Annotated in this window: 20 protein-coding genes; 10 read left to right on the top strand and 10 right to left on the bottom strand. The window is 30.8% G+C overall.

The annotated features are described in order from the left end of the window. The first annotated feature begins 10 nt into the window (after window positions 1-10). Entirely contained in the window at window positions 11-910 is a 900-nt protein-coding gene (locus tag ABD939_RS14330; protein WP_345170043.1) for a DUF808 domain-containing protein, read from the top strand. Window positions 911-1002: 92 nt separating this feature from the next. Here ABD939_RS14330 and lptB read toward each other — a convergent pair whose 3' ends face one another. From lptB to ABD939_RS14310, 4 genes are all read right to left on the bottom strand, one after another. Continuing rightward, window positions 1003-1743, bottom strand: a complete 741-nt coding sequence (gene lptB / locus ABD939_RS14325; RefSeq protein WP_345170041.1) for an LPS export ABC transporter ATP-binding protein — start codon at window positions 1741-1743, stop codon at window positions 1003-1005. A 76-nt stretch (window positions 1744-1819) separates the two neighbouring features. Continuing rightward, a complete protein-coding gene (locus ABD939_RS14320; protein WP_345170039.1) occupies window positions 1820-2167 on the bottom strand; it encodes a carboxymuconolactone decarboxylase family protein in 348 nt (115 codons plus the stop codon). Then, window positions 2160-2984, bottom strand: a complete 825-nt coding sequence (gene tatC, locus ABD939_RS14315) for a twin-arginine translocase subunit TatC (protein WP_345170037.1) — start codon at window positions 2982-2984, stop codon at window positions 2160-2162. Before tatC ends, ABD939_RS14320 begins: the two co-directional genes overlap by 8 nt. Further along, window positions 2984-3901 carry a KpsF/GutQ family sugar-phosphate isomerase gene (locus tag ABD939_RS14310; protein WP_425550293.1) on the bottom strand — a complete coding sequence of 306 codons (918 nt, stop codon included), beginning with the start codon at window positions 3899-3901 and terminating at the stop codon, window positions 2984-2986. Before ABD939_RS14310 ends, tatC begins: the two co-directional genes overlap by 1 nt. 245 nt (window positions 3902-4146) lie before the next feature. On the opposite strand from ABD939_RS14310, the gene ABD939_RS14305 reads away from it, so the two are divergent. Continuing rightward, complete coding sequence (locus tag ABD939_RS14305) at window positions 4147-6351, top strand: RecQ family ATP-dependent DNA helicase (RefSeq protein ID WP_345170164.1); 2205 nt, start codon at window positions 4147-4149, stop codon at window positions 6349-6351. Between the two features lie 26 nt (window positions 6352-6377). Here ABD939_RS14305 and ABD939_RS14300 read toward each other — a convergent pair whose 3' ends face one another. Further along, a complete protein-coding gene (locus ABD939_RS14300; protein WP_345170033.1) occupies window positions 6378-7502 on the bottom strand; it encodes a trans-sulfuration enzyme family protein in 1125 nt (374 codons plus the stop codon). Between the two features lie 92 nt (window positions 7503-7594). Here ABD939_RS14300 and ABD939_RS14295 point away from each other — a divergent pair, with 92 nt between their 5' ends. Both ABD939_RS14295 and ABD939_RS14290 read left to right on the top strand, forming a co-directional pair. Next, a complete protein-coding gene (locus ABD939_RS14295; RefSeq protein WP_345170031.1) occupies window positions 7595-8527 on the top strand; it encodes a peptidylprolyl isomerase in 933 nt (310 codons plus the stop codon). 61 nt (window positions 8528-8588) lie between these two features. Next, window positions 8589-9134, top strand: a complete 546-nt coding sequence (locus ABD939_RS14290) for a YfiT family bacillithiol transferase (RefSeq protein ID WP_345170030.1) — start codon at window positions 8589-8591, stop codon at window positions 9132-9134. Between the two features lie 61 nt (window positions 9135-9195). On the opposite strand, the gene ABD939_RS14285 is transcribed toward ABD939_RS14290, so the two are convergent. Then, complete coding sequence (locus ABD939_RS14285) at window positions 9196-9753, bottom strand: thioredoxin family protein (RefSeq protein WP_345170028.1); 558 nt, start codon at window positions 9751-9753, stop codon at window positions 9196-9198. Between the two features lie 47 nt (window positions 9754-9800). Between ABD939_RS14285 and ABD939_RS14280 the strand changes: the two genes are divergently transcribed. The 3 genes from ABD939_RS14280 to ABD939_RS14270 are packed head-to-tail and all read left to right on the top strand — an operon-like array spanning window position 9801 to window position 12071. Further along, window positions 9801-10136: a tRNA-binding protein gene (locus ABD939_RS14280; protein ID WP_345170026.1), complete on the top strand. Its 336-nt coding sequence runs from the start codon at window positions 9801-9803 to the stop codon at window positions 10134-10136. Window positions 10137-10139: 3 nt separating this feature from the next. Beyond that, on the top strand, window positions 10140-11033 hold the full coding sequence (locus ABD939_RS14275) for a bile acid:sodium symporter family protein (RefSeq protein WP_345170024.1): 894 nt from the start codon (window positions 10140-10142) through the stop codon (window positions 11031-11033). Window positions 11034-11039: 6 nt separating this feature from the next. Then, entirely contained in the window at window positions 11040-12071 is a 1032-nt protein-coding gene (locus ABD939_RS14270; RefSeq protein WP_345170023.1) for a lysophospholipid acyltransferase family protein, read from the top strand. On the opposite strand, the gene ABD939_RS14265 is transcribed toward ABD939_RS14270, so the two are convergent. From ABD939_RS14265 to ABD939_RS14255, 3 genes are all read right to left on the bottom strand, one after another. Next, window positions 12066-14576, bottom strand: a complete 2511-nt coding sequence (locus ABD939_RS14265; protein WP_345170022.1) for a M14 family metallopeptidase — start codon at window positions 14574-14576, stop codon at window positions 12066-12068. The two genes, ABD939_RS14270 and ABD939_RS14265, sit on opposite strands and share 6 nt — an antisense overlap. 83 nt (window positions 14577-14659) lie before the next feature. After that, on the bottom strand, window positions 14660-15049 hold the full coding sequence (locus ABD939_RS14260; RefSeq protein ID WP_345170021.1) for a PUR family DNA/RNA-binding protein: 390 nt from the start codon (window positions 15047-15049) through the stop codon (window positions 14660-14662). 163 nt (window positions 15050-15212) lie between these two features. Continuing rightward, window positions 15213-16970: an ABC transporter ATP-binding protein gene (locus tag ABD939_RS14255; protein ID WP_345170020.1), complete on the bottom strand. Its 1758-nt coding sequence runs from the start codon at window positions 16968-16970 to the stop codon at window positions 15213-15215. A gap of 210 nt (window positions 16971-17180) precedes the next feature. Between ABD939_RS14255 and nusB the strand changes: the two genes are divergently transcribed. From nusB to yajC, 3 genes are all read left to right on the top strand, one after another. Further along, window positions 17181-18125, top strand: coding sequence for a transcription antitermination factor NusB (gene nusB, locus ABD939_RS14250; RefSeq protein ID WP_345170018.1), 945 nt, complete (start codon window positions 17181-17183; stop codon window positions 18123-18125). Window positions 18126-18209: 84 nt separating this feature from the next. Next, window positions 18210-18692, top strand: coding sequence for a DUF1573 domain-containing protein (locus ABD939_RS14245; RefSeq protein ID WP_345170017.1), 483 nt, complete (start codon window positions 18210-18212; stop codon window positions 18690-18692). An 8-nt stretch (window positions 18693-18700) separates the two neighbouring features. Next, window positions 18701-18997, top strand: coding sequence for a preprotein translocase subunit YajC (gene yajC / locus ABD939_RS14240; protein ID WP_345170015.1), 297 nt, complete (start codon window positions 18701-18703; stop codon window positions 18995-18997). A gap of 55 nt (window positions 18998-19052) precedes the next feature. Here the strand turns inward: yajC and ABD939_RS14235 are convergent, their stop codons facing one another. Continuing rightward, window positions 19053-19652 (bottom strand): YdeI/OmpD-associated family protein, encoded by a 600-nt coding sequence (locus tag ABD939_RS14235; RefSeq protein WP_345170014.1) that lies wholly within the window; start codon window positions 19650-19652, stop codon window positions 19053-19055. Window positions 19653-19664 lie beyond the last annotated feature (12 nt).

The following is a 19664-nucleotide window of genomic DNA, read 5'->3' as shown; positions in this document are numbered from 1 at the left end:
TTAACAATTTATGGCATCAGGTTTTTTTGCTTTGTTTGATGATATTGCTACACTTATGGATGATGTTGTGGTAATGACTAAAATATCTACAAAAAAGACAGCTGGAATATTAGGAGATGATTTAGCAGTGAACGCAGAAAAAGCTACCGGTTTTGTATCATCGAGGGAATTACCCGTTTTATGGGCAATTACAAAAGGCTCAGCAATTAATAAATTGATTATTTTGCCCATTGCATTTTTATTGAGTGCTTTTGTACCTATTGGAGTAACAATAGCCTTAATTTTAGGTGGTATTTATTTAGCTTTTGAGGGAGTTGAAAAAATTTATCATTTCTTTTTTCATCGAGAACAAAAAGAACACATTACTGAAGCTGACATTGGGAATGTAAATTTATCAGAAGCTGAAGTGCTAGAAAATGAAAAAAAGAAAATAAAATCAGCTATTTTCACAGATTTTATTTTGTCTGTTGAAATTGTAATTATTGCATTGGGTACGGTAATTGGAAAGCCTTTATTATTTCAAATTCTTGTCGTGTCTTTAGTAGCTGTAATTGCCACTGTTGGAGTTTATGGTATTGTAGCTCTTATAGTTAGAATGGATGATTTTGGATTGAAATTAGTAAGTTTAAACTCTAATAAAAAAAGTTTTTCAAACCTTTTTGGGAACTTATTAATTAGAACCTTGCCCTTAATTATAAAAAGTTTATCTGTAATTGGTACCATAGCATTACTTTTAGTTGCAGGTGGTATTTTTATACATCACATAGATTTTCTTCACCATTTTTTAGAAGTCCTTCCAGGTATTTTGAGAGATTTTATAGTTGGATTACTTGTTGGGTTTTTAACTTTTTTGGTAGTGAAAACCTTAATTTTTATCAAGAAGAAGTTATTTAGGAAACAAGGAAAGTAAGAGAAATTTTAAGATTGTTTTATTCCTGCAGCAGAGTTACGGTTTTCTATAAAGAATAAATAAATAATTAATTAATTAATAAGTTTTATGCTTTAGTCACGAATTTTCTTCTTACGTAGTTCAAAATTTTGACCTAAATAGACTTTTCGTACCATTTCATCACTAGCAAGTTCTTCTGGTTTTCCAGCTTTAAGAATGCTACCTTCAAACATTAAATACGTTCTATCGGTAATAGCAAGTGTTTCCTGAACATTATGGTCGGTGATAAGAATACCAATATTTTTCTTTGTAAGTTGTGCTACAATGCGTTGAATGTCTTCAACGGCAACAGGATCAACTCCAGCGAAGGGCTCATCTAAAAGAATAAAACTAGGGTCTGTTGCTAAAGCACGGGCAATTTCTGTTCGTCTACGCTCGCCTCCAGATAATAAATCGCCTCTACTTTTTCGAATATGACCTAAACCAAATTCTTCAATAAGTGATTCCATTTTTAAATGCTGTTCTTTTTTACTCAATTTGGTAAGCTGTAAAACACTTAAAATATTATCTTCAATACTTAATTTTCTAAAAACGGATGCTTCTTGCGCTAAATAACCAATACCATTTTGTGCACGTTTATACATTGGGAATTTAGTGATTTCAGTATTATCTATAAAAATATGTCCACCGTTTGGTTTTATTAAACCAACAATCATGTAGAAAGATGTAGTTTTTCCAGCACCATTTGGACCTAAAAGTCCAACAATTTCACCTTGGTTTACTTGAAGTGAAACATCTTTTACAACTTTACGTCCGCTATAGGACTTCATTAAATTTTCGGCTCTTAAAATCATAAGTTATATACTGAACGCTAAAAATAGTAAAATCATATACACTACAATAGCAAGGCGTTTAGAATTTATGTAAAGTTTAACTTTGAGATTCTAAAGCATCCCAAAACTCATATGCACGACGCAAATGAGGAATTACTATGGTACCTCCAACTAAAGTTGCAATACTTAAAGCTTCAACAACTTCATCTTTTTTTAATCCTAATTTATAGCTTGTTTCTAAATGGTATTTAACACAATCATCGCATCGTAAAACTGCTGAGGCCACTAGACCCAGTAGTTCTTTTGTTTTAACATCTAGGGTGCCTTCAGAGAAAGCATTGGTATCTAAATTAAAAATACGCTTAATAATTTTATTGTTGTCAGCTAAAATTTTGTCGTTCATTTTAGCACGATAATCATTGAATTCTGTAACAATATCAGACATGTTCCTTTTCTTTTCTTTTTTGATTTCTAACTACAACTTTTGATATATATATACTTACTTGATATAGTATTAAAATAGGAATAGCCACAATAACTTGACTTGCAACATCTGGAGGCGTAATAATTGCAGATAAAATTAAGACAATTACTAGGGCGTATTTCCTGTATTTCTTTAATATTTCTGGTGTTACTAAACCTATTTTAGTAAAAAAATAGATGATTATTGGAAGTTCAAAAATCAGACCTGAAGCCAAAACAGAATTTCTAAGTAATGACATAAAAGAACTAATATCTATTTGATTATCAACAATTTCTGAGATACTATAATTAGCTAAGAAATTAAGAGATAAAGGGGTTACAATGTAGTAACCGAATAATACACCGATAAAAAAAAGAAGTGATGATATTATAATAAAACCCCGAGAATGTTTACGTTCGCTACTATGTAAACCAGGGCTAATAAACTTCCATAATTGGTAAATAACGTATGGGAAAGAGATAATAAAACCACCAAGAATAGCTGTCCAAATATCTGCTGAGAACTGTCCACCCATAGTTCGATTTTGTATAATCATCGGCATTTCTTCTGCACAAAACGTAGTATCTACACCTATAAAATTTGCTGCATTACAAAGAAAATTATAGGTTGGAAAACTCATATCCAATGGTGCAAAAATAATAGCCTCAAAAATAAACCTACTAAATATGAAAGCTAAAGTAGCTACTATTACTACTGCAAGAACAATTCTAATTAAATGCCAACGCAAGTCTTCAAGATGATCTAAAAAAGACATCTCATTAATATTCTTTTTAGCCATTATATAATACCTTCTTTTATCAAATCGTGTAGGTGAACCACACCTGCATATTTACCATTTTCTTCTACAAGTAATTGCGAAATATCGTTAGCTTCCATTATTTCTAAAGCATCTATAGCCATAGCATTACTATCTATACTTTTAGGTTTATCGCCCATAATATCTTTAGCAGTTAATTTAGAAAAATCATCTACTTTACTAAGCATTCTACGCAAATCGCCATCTGTAATAATTCCTATAATTTTATCATGCTCAACAACAGCAGTTACACCCAACATTTTCTCACTAATTTCAACAATAACTTCTCTTATACTATTATCTAATCCTACTTTGGGTTTTTCGTTTACAGATGATATGTCATGAACTCTTAGATATAGTTTTTTTCCTAAAGCACCCCCAGGATGATATTTTGCAAAGTCATTACTAGAAAAACCACGCAATTCTAATAAACAAACGGCAAGTGCATCACCAATTACTAATTGCGCTGTAGTACTAGTTGTAGGAGCTAAATTATTAGGGCAAGCCTCTTTTTCAACAAAGGCATTTAAAACAAAATCTGCTTGAGTGCCAAGAAACGATTTGTTATTTCCTGTTATAGCTATTATCGTATTTTTTGCACTTTTAATAAGTGGGATAAGTACTTTAATTTCTGGCGTATTTCCACTTTTTGATATACAAATAACAACGTCGTCTTCAAGAATAAGTCCTAAATCTCCATGAATAGCATCTGCAGCATGCATAAAAACTGATGGTGTTCCAGTAGAGTTTAATGTTGCTACAATCTTATTGGCAATAATGGCACTTTTTCCAATACCTGTAATAATAACACGACCTTTGGAGTTGTAAATAATTTCTACAGCCTTTGCAAAGTCATCATCAACAAGGTTAGATAAATTTAAAATGGACTTACTTTCCATTTCAATTGTTTTTTTTGCAGTATTTATAATAGAATCTTTACTTATCAAAATTTCTTCTATTTTTTAGTTGATGCTTGAAGATTTTGTATATTTATTGTTAATGAAATTAAATTTTTATTGTAATTTCAATTTTCGTTACAAAACTAACGAAAAAAAAATGAGGGTTCTCTAAATACACTATTAAATTCATTGTCTTAGTTTTTAATAATTGATGTATTTTAATGAGTATTAATTTTAAATAATTCATATTGATAGCAAAAGGTGACTTGCACTCAGCATTGAAAAAGTATTTTGGGTTTAACAAATTCAAAGGACTTCAAGAATCAGTTGTAGAAAGTATCATATCTGGTAATCATACATTTGTAATTATGCCAACAGGTGGTGGTAAATCGCTCTGTTATCAATTACCAGCCTTAATGCAAGAAGGTACTGCTATAGTGGTTTCTCCTTTGATAGCTTTAATGAAAAATCAGGTGGACGCCATTAGAGGAATTTCTAATGAAGAAGGTATTGCACATGTTTTAAATTCATCTTTAAATAAAACTGAAATAAAGCGTGTAAAAGAAGATATTGTTAATGGCGTTACTAAGTTACTTTATGTAGCTCCAGAATCATTAACCAAAGAAGAGAATGTTGAGTTTTTACGCTCAGTAAAAGTGTCTTTTATGGCAATTGATGAGGCGCATTGTATTAGCGAATGGGGGCATGACTTTAGACCGGAATATAGAAACTTACGTCATATAATAGGTAGAATAGGAGATAATATTCCCATAATTGGTTTAACTGCAACCGCAACACCAAAAGTTCAAGAAGATATCATAAAAAATCTGGGTATTTCTGGAGCAAAAACATTTAAAGCATCATTTAATCGCCCTAATTTATATTACGAAGTACGTCCAAAAACTAAAAATGTTGATGTTGATATTATTCGGTTTGTAAAGCAAAACGAAGGAAAATCTGGTATTGTTTACTGTTTAAGTAGAAAACGTGTTGAAGAATTAGCTCAAGTACTTCAAGTTAATGGTATTAAAGCAGTGCCTTATCACGCTGGGTTAGATGCTAAAACACGCTCTAGCCACCAAGATAAATTTCTCATGGAAGATGTCGATGTTGTTGTAGCTACTATTGCATTTGGTATGGGTATAGATAAACCTGATGTGCGTTTTGTAATTCATCACGATATTCCTAAAAGTATAGAAAGTTATTATCAAGAAACAGGTCGAGCAGGACGCGATGGAGGAGAAGGTCACTGTTTAGCATTTTATGCTTATAAAGATATCGAGAAACTTGAAAAATTTATGTCTGGTAAACCTGTAGCAGAACAGGAAATTGGACAGGCTCTACTACAAGAAGTTGTAGCTTTTGCAGAAACATCTATTTCTAGAAGAAAATTTATTCTTCATTATTTTGGTGAAGCCTTTGATACAGAAACAGGAGATGGTGGTGATATGGATGATAATGTTAGGCATCCTAAAAAGAAAGTTGAAGCTAAAGATGATGTAAAAATTCTTCTCGAAATAATAGACAAAACCAATGAAAAATATAAGTCTAAGGATTTAGTAAATGTTATTACAGGTAAAGAAAATGCTTTAATAAACTCGCATAAAACAAACGAGCAACCTTTTTTTGGTAAAGGAAAAGATAAAGATAATAAATACTGGATGGCCTTATTAAGGCAGGTTTTGGTCGCTGGTTATTTAAAAAAGGATATTGAAACTTATGGTGTTATTAAGCTCTCTAAAAACGGTAAAGAGTTTATAATGAAACCGGTGTCATTCATGATGACTGAAGATCATATTTTTGAGGGAGAACAAGAAGATGGCAGTATTATTACCGCATCTAAAGGTGGAGGTGCTGTAGCAGATGAAGTTTTGATGGGTATGCTCAAAGATTTACGAAAAAAGAATGCAAAAAAATTAGGTGTACCTCCTTTTGTTATTTTTCAAGATCCTTCTTTGGAAGATATGGCGCTTAAATATCCTATTAACATAACAGAACTAAGTAATGTACATGGTGTTGGTGATGGTAAAGCAAAAAAATATGGTAAAGACTTTGTGGCATTAATTGCTAACTATGTTGAAGAAAATGATATTATGCGACCTGATGATTTAGTTGTTAAATCTACAGGAAGTAATTCTGCAAATAAGTTGTATATCATTCAAAATATTGATAGAAAATTACCGCTTGATGATATATCCTCTTCTAAGGGTATGTCTATGGAAGATTTCATAAAAGAAATGGAAGTTATTGTGTATTCGGGTACTAAGCTAAATATCGATTATTGGCTTAATGATATTTTAGACGAAGACCAACAAGAAGAGATTCATGATTATTTTATGGAATCTGAAACCGATGATATCGATGCAGCTATTGATGAATTTGATGGTGATTATGATGATGAAGAACTTCGGTTATACCGCATAAAATTTATTAGTGAAGTAGCTAACTAGTTTTGTTTTTTATTAGCTCTTGGCTATTAATTAGATAAAGCTTGCTTCCAGTCTTCGATTAAATCATCTACGTTTTCTAAACCTACTGATATACGTAATAAATTTTCTGGAGTATTGCTATTAATACCTTCAACAGATTTTCTGTGTTCCACTAAACTCTCTACACCGCCTAAACTTGTAGCGGTAGTAAAAACTTTAAGCTTGTTGGTAATTTTTTTTGCCGTTTCAGCATTTCCTTTAATTAATACAGATAACATAGCACCATAACCATTTTTCATTTGTTTTTTTGCTATATCGAATTGGGTGTGACTTTTTAATCCCGGATAATTAACCTTTTTAATTTGTGGGTGCTTTTCTAAAAATTTAGCTAATTTTTTTGCTGTTTTTGTTTGAGCAGTTACTCTTAAATGCAGTGTCTGGATTCCACGAGATATCAGCCAGCAATCGAATGGAGAAGGGACACCTCCGGACAGCGATTGTATATGACTTATTTTTTGTGCAGTTTCATTATTTTCTTTTAAAATCACGCAACCTCCTAAAACATCACTATGTCCTCCAAAATATTTTGTTGTTGAATGCATTACTATATCAGCTCCTAAATCCAGTGGTTTCAGTAATACAGGTGTTGACCATGTATTGTCTACCGCTAATAATATGTCATTCTTTTTTGCTATTTCACTTATTTGTTCAATATCGGTGATTTTTAATTGAGGGTTTGATGGAGTCTCTACCCATATAAGTTTTGTGTTATCCTTGATTGCAGAAAGCACCTCATTTTTGTCTGACATATCTACAATAGTAAACTCAAGTCCCCATCTTTCAAAGACCTCTGTAGTTAACATATAAACGTTGTAGTAAACATCATCTGGAAGTAAAATATGATCACCAGTGCTAAAGCTTTGAAAAATTGCACTTATAGCTGCCATGCCAGATGAGAAAGTATAACAAATTTTACCACCTTCTAATAAGGCAAGACTATTTTCTAAAATTTGACGATTTGGATTATTACTTCGGGTGTATAAAAAATCATTATTATAACTCCCATCCTCATTTCTGATAAATGTTGTTGACAGATATATTGGAACACTTACTGCATTAGTATTTGTCAAATTATTTTCTAAACTTTTAATAGCTAATGTTTCAAACTTCATTTTTTAGATATTTTCTACTTACAAAAATATGAAATCGTTTGTCTAAAATCGTAAATCCTTACTATATTTGCACCTCATTAAAAATCAGAACAATGCAAGACGGATTATACGCAAAATTTAATACATCAAAAGGAGAAATTCTTGTAGCTTTAGAGTATAAAAAAACACCAGGAACAGTTGGTAACTTTGTAGCTTTAGCTGAAGGAAACTTAGAAAATAAAATAAAGCCTCAAGGCACACCTTATTATGATGGTTTAAAGTTTCATAGAGTGATTCCAGATTTTATGATTCAAGGAGGTTGTCCTCAAGGGTCAGGAGCTGGAAATCCAGGTTATCAGTTTGATGACGAGTTTCATCCAGATTTAAAACACGACGGACCAGGAGTTTTATCAATGGCCAATGCAGGTCCTGGAACAAACGGAAGTCAGTTTTTTATAACCCATATAGAAACATCTTGGTTAGATAATAAACACACTGTTTTTGGTAAAGTAGAACAGGGACAAGAAGTTGTTGATGCTATTGCACAAGGTGATGAAATTGAAAGTATAGAAATTGTAAGGGTAGGAGCAGATGCTGAAGCATACAATGCAGTTGAAGCGTTTAGAACTTTTGAAGGTTCAAGAGAAAAACGCTTAGCAGAAGAAAAAGCTAAAGCAGAGGCAGAATTAAATAAATTGGCAACTGGTTTTGATAAAACTGAAAGCGGCCTTAGATATCAAATTATTCAAAAAGGAGATGGTGTAAAAGCAGAAAAAGGGCAAACAGTTTCTGTGCATTACAAAGGTCAATTATCAGACGGAACCGTATTTGATTCATCATACAAACGCAACGAACCTATCGATTTTCCATTGGGAGTTGGTCAAGTAATTCCGGGTTGGGATGAAGGTATAGGCTTATTAAAGGTTGGAGATAAAGCACGTTTAGTTATTCCAAGTCATTTAGGATATGGTAGCGCAGGTGCTGGAGGAGTTATTCCACCTGATGCTACTTTAGTTTTTGATGTAGAATTGATGGATGTGAAATAATTTACTTTATTTTTATGATATTCTAAGCACCTCAATTGAGGTGCTTTTTTTATATTTAAGCATGACAAATAAAGACCTTGAAAAATTAAAATATCCAATAGGTAAGTTTGAATGTCCAAATAACATTTCAAAACAACATATTGAAAGTTGGATTTCAACTTTAGAACAGTTTCCTATTCGCTTTGAAGCTCTTGTAAAGCATCTTTCTAAAGAACAATTAAATACACCTTATAGACCAGACGGTTGGACCATCAGGCAAGTTGTTCATCATGTTTCAGATAGTCATCATCATAGTTACAACCGTTTTAAATGGGCTTTAACTGAAGATAAGCCTCTTATAAAAGCTTATGATGAAAAACTTTGGGCAGAATTGAGTGATAGTAAATCTGCACCTATTCAAATGTCTATTGAACATTTAAAAGCAGTTCATTATAAACTTGTAAATTTATTAAAAGCTATGTCTGAGGAAGATTTTAATAAATGTTTTATTCATCCAGAAACTAATAGAGAAGTATTTTTAAATTATAATACTGGGCACTATGCTTGGCATAGTAGCCATCATTATGCACATGTTGAAAATATAATGAAGCAAAAAGGCTGGTTGTAAATTAAATACAATAGTATTCTTGATGTTTTAAAAATCTAACTAACAGGGAATTAATTTTGGTTTAAACTTTCCACTTAATATTGCAACCAATACTCGGTTTTTGTGGTTCGGTATTTTCTTTTCCGTCAATTAAGCAATCTAACGCATATTGTAAATCTTTACCAGACAGTGGAATTTCATTTCCAGGTCTAGAATCATCTAATTGCCCTCTGTATGATAGTTTTAATGCTTGGTTAAAAACATAAAAATCAGGAGTGCAAGCTGCATCATAAGCTTTAGCTACGCTTTGAGTTTCATCATATAAATATGGAAATGGGTAGTTTTCGTTTTTAGAGTGAATTTTCATCTTTTCTGGAGAATCTTGCGGATAATTAACCACATCGTTACTAGAAATAGCAATAAAACCAATCCCTTTTTCAGAGTAAGCTTCGGCTATAGACACAATTTTGGAGTTTACGTGAATTACAAACGGACAATGGTTACAAATAAACATAATTACAGTTCCTTTCTGTCCTTTCAAACTGTTTAAACTTAAAGTTTTATTAGAAACTGTGTCTAAAAGAGAAAAGTCTGGAGCTATAGTTCCCAAAGGAAGCATATTTGACGGAGTCATTGCCATAATATTAGTTTTTTATCAAAGTTCGGGATAATTTGTATTTTTAAAAAATGAGTGATACAATATTTTTTGAAGATTTTACCAAAGTAGATTTACGAATAGGTACTATTATAGATGTTAAAGATTTTCCTGAGGCCAGAAATCCAGCTTATCAGCTTACTATAGATTTTGGAGATATAGGAATTAAAAAATCGTCCGCACAAATAACTACACTTTACAAAAAAGAAGACTTATTAAACAAACAAATTGTTGCAGTTGTTAATTTTCCAAAAAAACAAATTGCAAAATTTATGAGCGAATGTTTAGTTTTAGGTGCTGTGAAAGAAAATGATGTGATACTTTTAAATCCTGAGACCAAAGTTAAAAATGGAACACCTGTAAATTGATTTATGCAAGACTTAGATAAGGTTCAAATTAACTTTGATAGTAATGGATTGTGGGTATTAAATATAGCGCTTGCTGTTGTTATGTTTGGAGTAGCTTTGGGCATAACGTTTGAAGATTTTAAAACATTATTAAAACAGCCAAAGCTAGTTTTAATAGGGGTTTTATGTCAATTTGTATTATTACCACTTGTTACGTTTCTTCTAGTAATTTTAATAAAGCCTCAACCTAGTATAGCTTTAGGAATGTTTATGGTTGCTGCTTGCCCCGGAGGTAATATTTCAAATTTCATGACGCATTTATCCAAAGGGAATACAGCTTTGTCAGTTAGTTTAACAGCGTTTGCTACTTTCTTAGCTGTGTTTATGACGCCTTTTAACTTTCATTTCTATAGCGATTTATATCAGCCAACTGCTCAAATTTTAAAAGAAGTTCAATTAAATTCTTTTGAACTTATAAAGCTTGTTGTTTTAATTCTAGGTATCCCTTTGGTATTGGGCATGACATTTAGGTACAAACTCCCAGATTTGGCATCAAGATTTTCTAAAGTATTAAAACCAATATCCATATTGGTTTTTGCGGCTATAGTTGTGATTGCATTTTCAAAAAACATGGATGTTTTCAATAACTATATTCATCATGTATTAGCAATAGGTATAAGTCATAACTTTATAGCATTGTTGCTGGGTTTTTTAATAGCTAAACTTTTTAGATTATCTTTTAAAAATCAAAAAACAATGGCTATTGAAACTGGAATTCAAAATTCAGGGTTAGGATTACTGCTCATATTTACATTTTTTAATGGTTTAGGAGGTATGGCAATTTTGGCAGCGTTTTGGGGTATTTGGCATATTATATCTGGATTATTATTAGCGTTATTTTGGTCTAAAAAAAAGTAATAAAGTTTGAATCGAATTTGGCTATCATTTGTAAGAAGCTACCTAAGCTTAGGTATGTTTTTCTATTTTAAAAGAATAGAAGTTCATGGTGTTGAAAACGTACCTAAAAACAAACCTATTTTACTTTTAAGTAATCATCAAAATGCGCTTTTAGATGCCTTGTTAATTGCAACTAAATGCGGTAGATTTTCTTATTTTTTAACTAGAGCAGGCGTTTTTAAAAGTACTCTTATAAGTAAAATTTTGAAAAGTTTAAGAATGCTTCCGGTTTATAGAATTAGAGATGGATGGGGGAATTTGGCTAATAATAAAGCCATTTTTAGTTCTTGTGTAGAGTTGTTTAATAAAAATGAAGCTATTGTAATTTTTCCTGAGGGTAGCCATAATTTAAAAAGAACCGTTAGGCCTCTTAGTAAAGGTTTTACTCGTATTATTTTTGAAACCTTAGACACACACCCAAACATAGATTTGCAATTAGTACCAGTAGGTTTAAACTTTTTAAATGCAGAAAGGTTTTCTGATAGTACAGCACTTTATTTTGGAAATCCAATTTCTGCTAAAAAGTTTTTATCAGATGACAGAAATAAAGATGTAATAGCACTAAAAACAGTTATGCAATCTGAAATTTCAAAATTAACTGCACATATCCCTACCGAAAATTATGACAAAACATTACAAAAACTAGAAAAATTTAATGTAAATTTTTTAAAGCCTGAAGCAGTAAATAAAAGTATCGCTACTAATTTTGAATTTTATGAATCGCAAAAAAAAGATAGCTTTTCAGTAGTTAAAAAAATCTTCAAATTAGTTTTAATCATTCAATTAATAGTACCCTATTTAATTTGGAAATTGATAGCTAAACCTAAAATTAAGGAAAAGGAATTCACTTCCACATTTAGGTTTGCCATTGCTATTACTATAGTTCCTTTGTGGCTTTTGATAATTACCCTAATCCTTGCTTATAACTTTGGTTGGTTAATTGCTTTGTGTTTTTTTACATCAGTATTGTTACTAACATTGTTAGCCGTAAAATTATAATTCATCTCTAAAGAAAATAGCATTCATTAAGAGTTTATTTGTTCCATACCAAAACGCTCTAAAATTAGTATTATCAGTAAACGCGACTACTTTTCCTCTACCAATATTTTTAATTTGAAGCGGAACTGTATTAGATAAAGCTTCTAGATTTGGTTTTGAAATATAACCACTTAAAAGCGGATTCTTAGTATACTGAATAGGATTTCTATAGCTTACAGAGTCGGCTTCAACGAAAATAGTTGTATTTCTAAACAAAGCTATTTTATCATTTTTATAGCCAAAGTTTATTGGGTGCGATCTATCTAATGTAGCTTCAAAAATCGCTCCACCAATTTGTTGTGCACCTCTAAAATCGCTTCTTTCTTCAAAGCTTATGTTTTTTGCCGGTACATCTGTTTTTTTGAATTTTAATTTAATAAACTCCTTATCGTTTAACCATTTTACTGTATTTCTGTAACCAATTATAGTACCTCCATTTTTGGCCCAGTCTTTAAGCTTTTCAGTATTCGTTTTATCTAAATATCTCGTATTGGGAATTATTATGGTGTTATACCTGCTTAAATCGGCCCTTCCAATACTTTTAGTGTCAAGTTTTGTAACATGCATATTGAAACGAGTATCTAATAGATGCCAAATTTCCCCAGCATCATATGATGTTATTCCATCACCAACTAATAATGCAATTTCTGGTTTAATAAGGGTTTTAAAATTTCTACTACCCAAATCTATACCTTCAGTTAAGCCTGTGCTTACGGCATCTACTTGTACATGGCTTTCTGCCGCTAAATCTTTTAAAGTGTTATATAAATCTGTTGCATTTAATTTTTGATTTTGAATAGGAATCATAATAGTACCATAATCATAATCTTTTCCATTCATGCTAAACTGTTTTAAAGCTACTTTAGTTCGAATTCCTTTGTTTAAAATACTATTGAGAATTTTTGGAGAATAGTATTCATGCCATTCCATCAAATAAGCATAATCACTTTTTTTAGCAACGCTTCCTTGTTTTGGTTTTAAATCTGTTACTTCAGATCCAAGATTACTGGAAGATGCGTTTTCAACAAAATCGACATTAAAGGCTAGAGGAAATGACCATGCAGAAATATCGTAAAACAAACTATCTTGAAACGTTGTTCGTTTTTCAAACATAGCGTTTATAAGTCTTATATTTTTTTGGTTTTTTGGAACCGCAAAACTATACCCCTTTTTGAAGTGCTTACCACCTAGGTTTAAGTCTTGTTTTATATCGTAAAACTTTATTTGTTGCCTCTTTAGTATTTCGGCTAAATGGTAAGTTTTAGCAGCATCTTTTTCGTCACCAAAAATAAGAACTTTGTTAGCCTCTTTTGAAGCTTCAGAACGCGCATTCTTATAAAAATTGTGTTGATAATTTAATATTTCCTTGCGCATATTTTTCGCAGCATCTAAGGTAGAAAGCGCTGTAGTAAATTGATTTCTTATTGTAAAAGGGAATGTAATTATTCCGTTTTCACTTTCTTGAATATGGCCTCTAGAACTGGCTTGCTCAAAAAGTATACCTATACTTCCATTAATATCAGGGAATGTTGATCCTTTACCATAATAAAAATCATCATAGCTTTCTTCAGTATAATATAAAGATCCTATTTTGTTAAGTGCTTTGGCATGAAATTCACCAATGCTTTTAGTTAATTTTTGATTTAACTTAGGTGTTAAAGGGTGAGTTCTAGAAGGTATTCCAGGTTGAAAGAAGAATGTAGCGTTAGTACCCATTTCATGATGATCTGTTAGAATATTTGGTAACCAACTATGAAAGGTTTTTATTCTTGCTCTAGATTCTGGTAATTGAACTGGTAACCAGTCGCGGTTCATATCAAACCAATAATGATTTGTTCTACCACCAGGCCAAACTTCACGGTATTCTCTGTCGTTTGGGTCTGGATTTAAATTTATACTTTTATTAGTATTTGCCCAATAAGCAAAGCGTTGCAAGCCATCAGGGTTATAAGATGGGTCGAATAAAATTACAGTATTGTCAAGTAAATCATTAATATAATCACCTTTTGCAGCCGCTAAATAATAGGCCGCAAGTAATGCTGCATTCGATCCGCTAGCTTCATTACCATGAATTGAAAATCCTTGATAAACCACAATAGGCATGCTTTCTGCATCATCATTTACATTATTATTAGTTGCATCAACATGTTGTTCACGAATGGCATCTATATTTTGATGATTGTTTTTTGATGTTATTGTAAGAAGTAATAACGGTCTGCCTTCAAAAGTTTTACCTCTATCTTCAATAGTTATTCTATCAGTAGCATTTGCCAGCGCGTACATGTATTGCACTAATTTGTCGTGTGTTACATGCCATTCACCAACCTGATGGTTTATAATACTTTCTGGTGTTGGGATATTCTCATTATAAGAAATGTCTTGAGGAAGGTAATACGATAAGTCAATATTGTTTTGAGAGTTAACAAATATTGATGTTAGTAAACAGAGAAATAAAAGTTTTTTCATGGTTATATAGTTAGATTATAAATATAAAAAAACCGTTACACAAAGTATAACGGTTTGAATTTATTTTAAAATGATTTATTTATCTATATATCATCAAAATCTATATCTGTAAAACTTTCAGGAGTATTTGTTTTTAAATCTGCTTCTGTAATTTTTGTATCATCTTCATATTCCTTCTTGAAATCCTTTTGATGACGTTCACTAATAACTTCATCTCCTTTTTCACTGATAATATAGTCTGTCATTTCAGCTAGAATATCTTTGAATTCAGCAAAATCTTCTTTGTAAATATAAATCTTGTGTTTTTTATAATGGAATGATCCATCATCATTTGTGAATTTTTTACTTTCAGTTATTGTAAGATAATAATCTTCGGCTTTTGTTGCTCTAACATCGAAAAAGTATGTGCGTCTTCCAGCTCTTAATACTTTTGAAAAAATTTCCTCTTTCTCCATCATATGATTATTCTTCATTATTATTTAGTAATTAGTGTTGTTAACATTTGTAAACCAAAAATCTAAAAAAAACAGATACTAACCAACAATTTTTACAGTTTCTTTTCTAATTATTAACTTTTATTGAATAAAATTTAAAAAATTAAAACGCAAGAGTACCTCAAAACTGTGTTCTTATATTTTATTTGAAAGTTTCACTTAATTGTTTTAAGTAAAGTTCTTTATAGTATCCATTGATGTCTACAAGTGCCTCATGAGTGCCCTCTTGAACTACTTCTCCATCATCTAAAACAATAATTTTATCTGCGTTTTTAGCAGAAGAAATCCTGTGGCTAACAATTATTGTTGTTTTGCCTTTTGAAACTTTATTCAAATTTTTTAGTATTTTTTCTTCAGTTTCTGTGTCTACTGCAGATAGACAGTCATCAAATAATAATATTTTTGGAGATTTAATTATTGCTCTAGCGATAGAAACTCGCTGTTTTTGTCCACCAGATAGAGTAATACCTCGTTCACCTAAAACAGTATCGTAACCATTATTAAAACCTATAATGTTTTTGTGTACTTGGGCGTTTTTGGCAGCTTCAATAACGTCTTCTTCGGTAGTATTTTCTTTTCCGAATTTAATATTATTTTTTATTGAATCTGAAAATAAGAATGCATCTTGTGGTACATAACCAATACTGTCTCGTAAATTAGTTAGGTTATGTTTTTCAATACTAATTTGGTTTATTTTAATCTCACCATTGTCTATATCGTAAAGTCTGCCAATTAAGTCTAGAATTGTAGATTTTCCAGACCCTGTTTTACCTAAAATAGCTAATGTTTCACCTTCATTAATACTAAAACTTACGTTTTTAAGTGCTTGAATATTTGTATCATCATAGGTAAAGGAAACATTTTTAAAAGCAATATTTCCATTAATTTGAGTCTGTTCTTTAACACTATTTTTTATTTCTGGCTCTAGTTTTAAAAACTCATTAATCCTTTTTTGAGATGCCTCAGCTTGTTGGATAATTGAGGTTACCCAACCAACGGTAGCAACTGGCCATGTAAGCATATTTACGTAAATAATAAATTCGGCAATGGTTCCTAAACTTTCAATTTCGCCATTAATATATTGCATTCCACCAATGTAAATAACCAGTAAATTACTGGCGCCAATAAGCAAAATCATCATTGGGAAAAACCAAGCTTGTACCTGAGCTAAACTTAATTGCTTCTCTTTGCTAGTTAGTGCTAGTTGATTGAAATTTGTAGCCGTTAAGGGTTCAATACCATAGGCTTTAATTACTGAAATTCCGCTAAAAGATTCTTGAGTATAAGTTGAGAGTTTAGATAAATATTCCTGAACAATAGTACTTCTTTGGTGTATTTCTTTGCTTAATTTATATATTATTACAGATAAAATAGGTAATGGAACAATGGTGTAAAGCGCTAGTTTTGGAGCAGTGTTAAACATGTAAATTAAAGCAATTACAAAAAGTGTAATGGTATTTATACTATACATTATTGCTGGACCTACATACATTCGAACCCGCCCAACATCTTCACTTATTCGGTTCATCAAATCGCCCGTTCTGTTTTTTTTGTAAAAGTTTAAAGAGAGTTTTTGGTATTGTTCATAAACTTCATTTTTTAAATCGAATTCTATATATCTAGAAACATTTATTATAGTTTGACGCATGAAGAAAGTTAGAACACCTGCAATTATAGCCGCACCAATGATATAAATAATAATTCTGGTTAATTCACCTTCAATAGAGCCATCCGAAGTTGTATCTGCGTCTTTGTATTTTTCTACAACCACGAAAATTTCTCGTATTAACCGCGGAGTAAAAAGCAAAAATATCCTAGCTACAATAGTAATTACAATACCTGCCAGAAGATTTGATTTGTACTTTAAAAAGTATTTATTTAAATGCTGTAATTCTCTCATTAAAAAAGATGCGTTTACTTTTTTAGTAAATGGATTCTAGAATGAGCAAAGATAAGCATTCGCTAAAGAAAACTATTTTATAACTGGTTGCAAAATGTTAAATAAAAACTAAAGTATTATTATCAAATTTTGAAGATATTATTTGAAAATAATACTATTTTTGCCAACTAAAGTTAAACTGTCACTTTTTAATTTAAGTTCTTTGTAATTATGCTAAACAGAAGACATATTCGTGTAAAAGTAATGCAAACCTTGTATGCCTTTAAAGGAGGTGAAAGCGATGATTTAAGTAAAGACCAGAAGTTTTTGCTGTTTAGTATAGATAACATGTATAATCTCTACCTGTTGGTTATTTCATTGTTAATTGAAGTTCAAAAAAGGGCTGAAGATGATTTACAAAAAAAGCAGAAAAAGCACTTAGCTACTCAAGAAGATAAAAATCCAAACCGAAAGTTTGTAGAAAATAAGTTATTAATACTTCTTAAGAATAACGAAGCTTTAAAGAACCAATTAGAAAAGTATAAAATTTCGAATTGGGAATTAGATAACGAGTATGTTGATGTTATTTTTAAAGCCATTATTTCTAGTGATTTATATAAAGAATACATGCAAACTAGAACATCTGATTTTAAAGAAGATAAAGACTTTATTATCGATGTTTTTAAAGAAATTTTAGCTCCAAACGAAAAGCTTTATGACTATATAGAAGACAAAAATTTAACTTGGTTAGACGATCTTCCAACAGTAAACACAACTATTTTAAAGTTATTACGTAAAGTAAAACAAACTTCTACTGAAAACTATTTTACACCCAAGTTGTATAAAGATGTTGATGATAAACAATTTGCTATAGATTTATTTAAGAAAACACTTTTAAATAGTACATCTATAAAAACTGAGATTGATAATAAAACTAAAAACTGGGAATCAGACCGTATTGCAAATATCGATTTTGTATTATTACAAATGGCTATTTGTGAATTAAAACACTTTAGCTCAATACCAGTAAAAGTTACCATAAATGAATACCTTGAAATAGCTAAAGAGTATTCAACACCTAAAAGCAGTATTTTTATTAATGGTGTTTTAGATAAGCTAGTTAAGGAATATGAAGCAGATGGAAATTTGAATAAAGCTGGTCGCGGATTAATGTAGATTTGTTATCTAATTCACAAATATTTCAAAATCGATTAAATAATTCTTATTTTTGCCACCTGTAATGATTAAATAGTTATAAAAATGAAAAAAATTGTAATAGCTTTAAGTAGTTTATTTTTGATTGGATTTACATCTTGTAAAGAAAATGTTGCAAAAAAAATAGAAGAGAGTAACATAGCTGCAGCAGCAGTTAGAGATGCAAATGCATCTAAATTCCCGGTTTTAGAGTTTGATAAAAAAGAGCATGATTTTGGTGAAATAGAAAAAAATACACCAGTAGAAACTGTATTTAGTTATACAAATGCAGGAGAAGCACCATTAGTTATCACAGATATTAAAAGTACATGTGGATGTACAGTTCCTAAAGATTGGAGTAGAGAACCTTTAGCGCCAGGAGAATCTGGAAAATTTACTGTTAAGTTTAATGGCTCTGGAGCAAATAAAGTAACAAAATCAATTAATATAACTGCAAATACAGAAAAAGGTACAGAAAGCGTAAAAATTACAGCTTTTGTAAAACCTGATTCAAATGCAGTTCAATCAGCTGCAAAAGCAGTACAATAAATATAATAATGGGAGAAGGAGGAATAGGTCAGTTTTTACCTTTTATACTAATGTTTGTAGTTGTGTATTTCTTTATGATTGCACCTCAAATGAAACGTGCTAAAAAGGAGAAAAAGTTTAATGCCGAACTAAAGAAAGGTGATAGAGTTATCACAAAAAGTGGTATGCACGGTAAAATAATTGAGCTTAACGATAAAGACGGAAGTTGTGTAATAGAAACGATGTCTGGTAAAATTAAGTTTGATCGTTCTTCAATTTCTATGGAATTGAGTGCTAAACTAAAAGCACCTGCTAAAGCAAATTAAGGTTATAAAACCAACAAAAAATATAAAAGCTTCCAAAAAAGGAAGCTTTTTTTATTTAGCAGTTTTTATATTTATCATGTAAACCTATGCCTTGAATAATCATGGGTTTAATTTTTTCTAAGCGAGTTTGCTTGGTGGTTTCCCGTTTGGCAGTATCAATATATTCACAATACTCTCGTTGTTTACTTGGTGTTAAAAGTTTAAACGCATCAAATAAAGCTGGATTGTTATTTAATTCATTTTGAAGCTCTAAAGGAATAATAATATCTTTTTTTGTAGTTTTTGTAGTTTTAATTTCTTTGCCTAAACGTTGATTTTCAATAGCTTCTTTAACATAAGATAAAACAGAATTCTTGTTTATATCTTTAATTGAAGTAAAACGCATTTGCCGTAAACCTTTTGTTTTTTCTTGAGCATTAATTAAAAGGTTATTTTCATCTTTTAAAAACACACCATTAAAAAACCAAATACAAAAGTGTTTTTTAAACGCACCTAAGCCCAAAATATTTTTACCATTTAAATCATATACAGGAGCAGACCATTTTATAGCTTCGTTTAGTTCTGTAGAATTTATTAAATCTCTCAAAATAGTTAGCTCTTCAGCAAAATGTGCATTAGTTTCTATATATTCTTCAACGGAGTAAACTTTTTTCATTAGTGAATGTTT

It is taken from the genome of Algibacter aquimarinus (assembly GCF_039543265.1).
Classification (GTDB): Bacteria; Bacteroidota; Bacteroidia; order Flavobacteriales; family Flavobacteriaceae; genus Algibacter_B; species Algibacter_B aquimarinus.
Note: the sequence above shows the minus strand (reverse complement) of the source record. Positions and strands in the feature narration are given on the sequence as shown.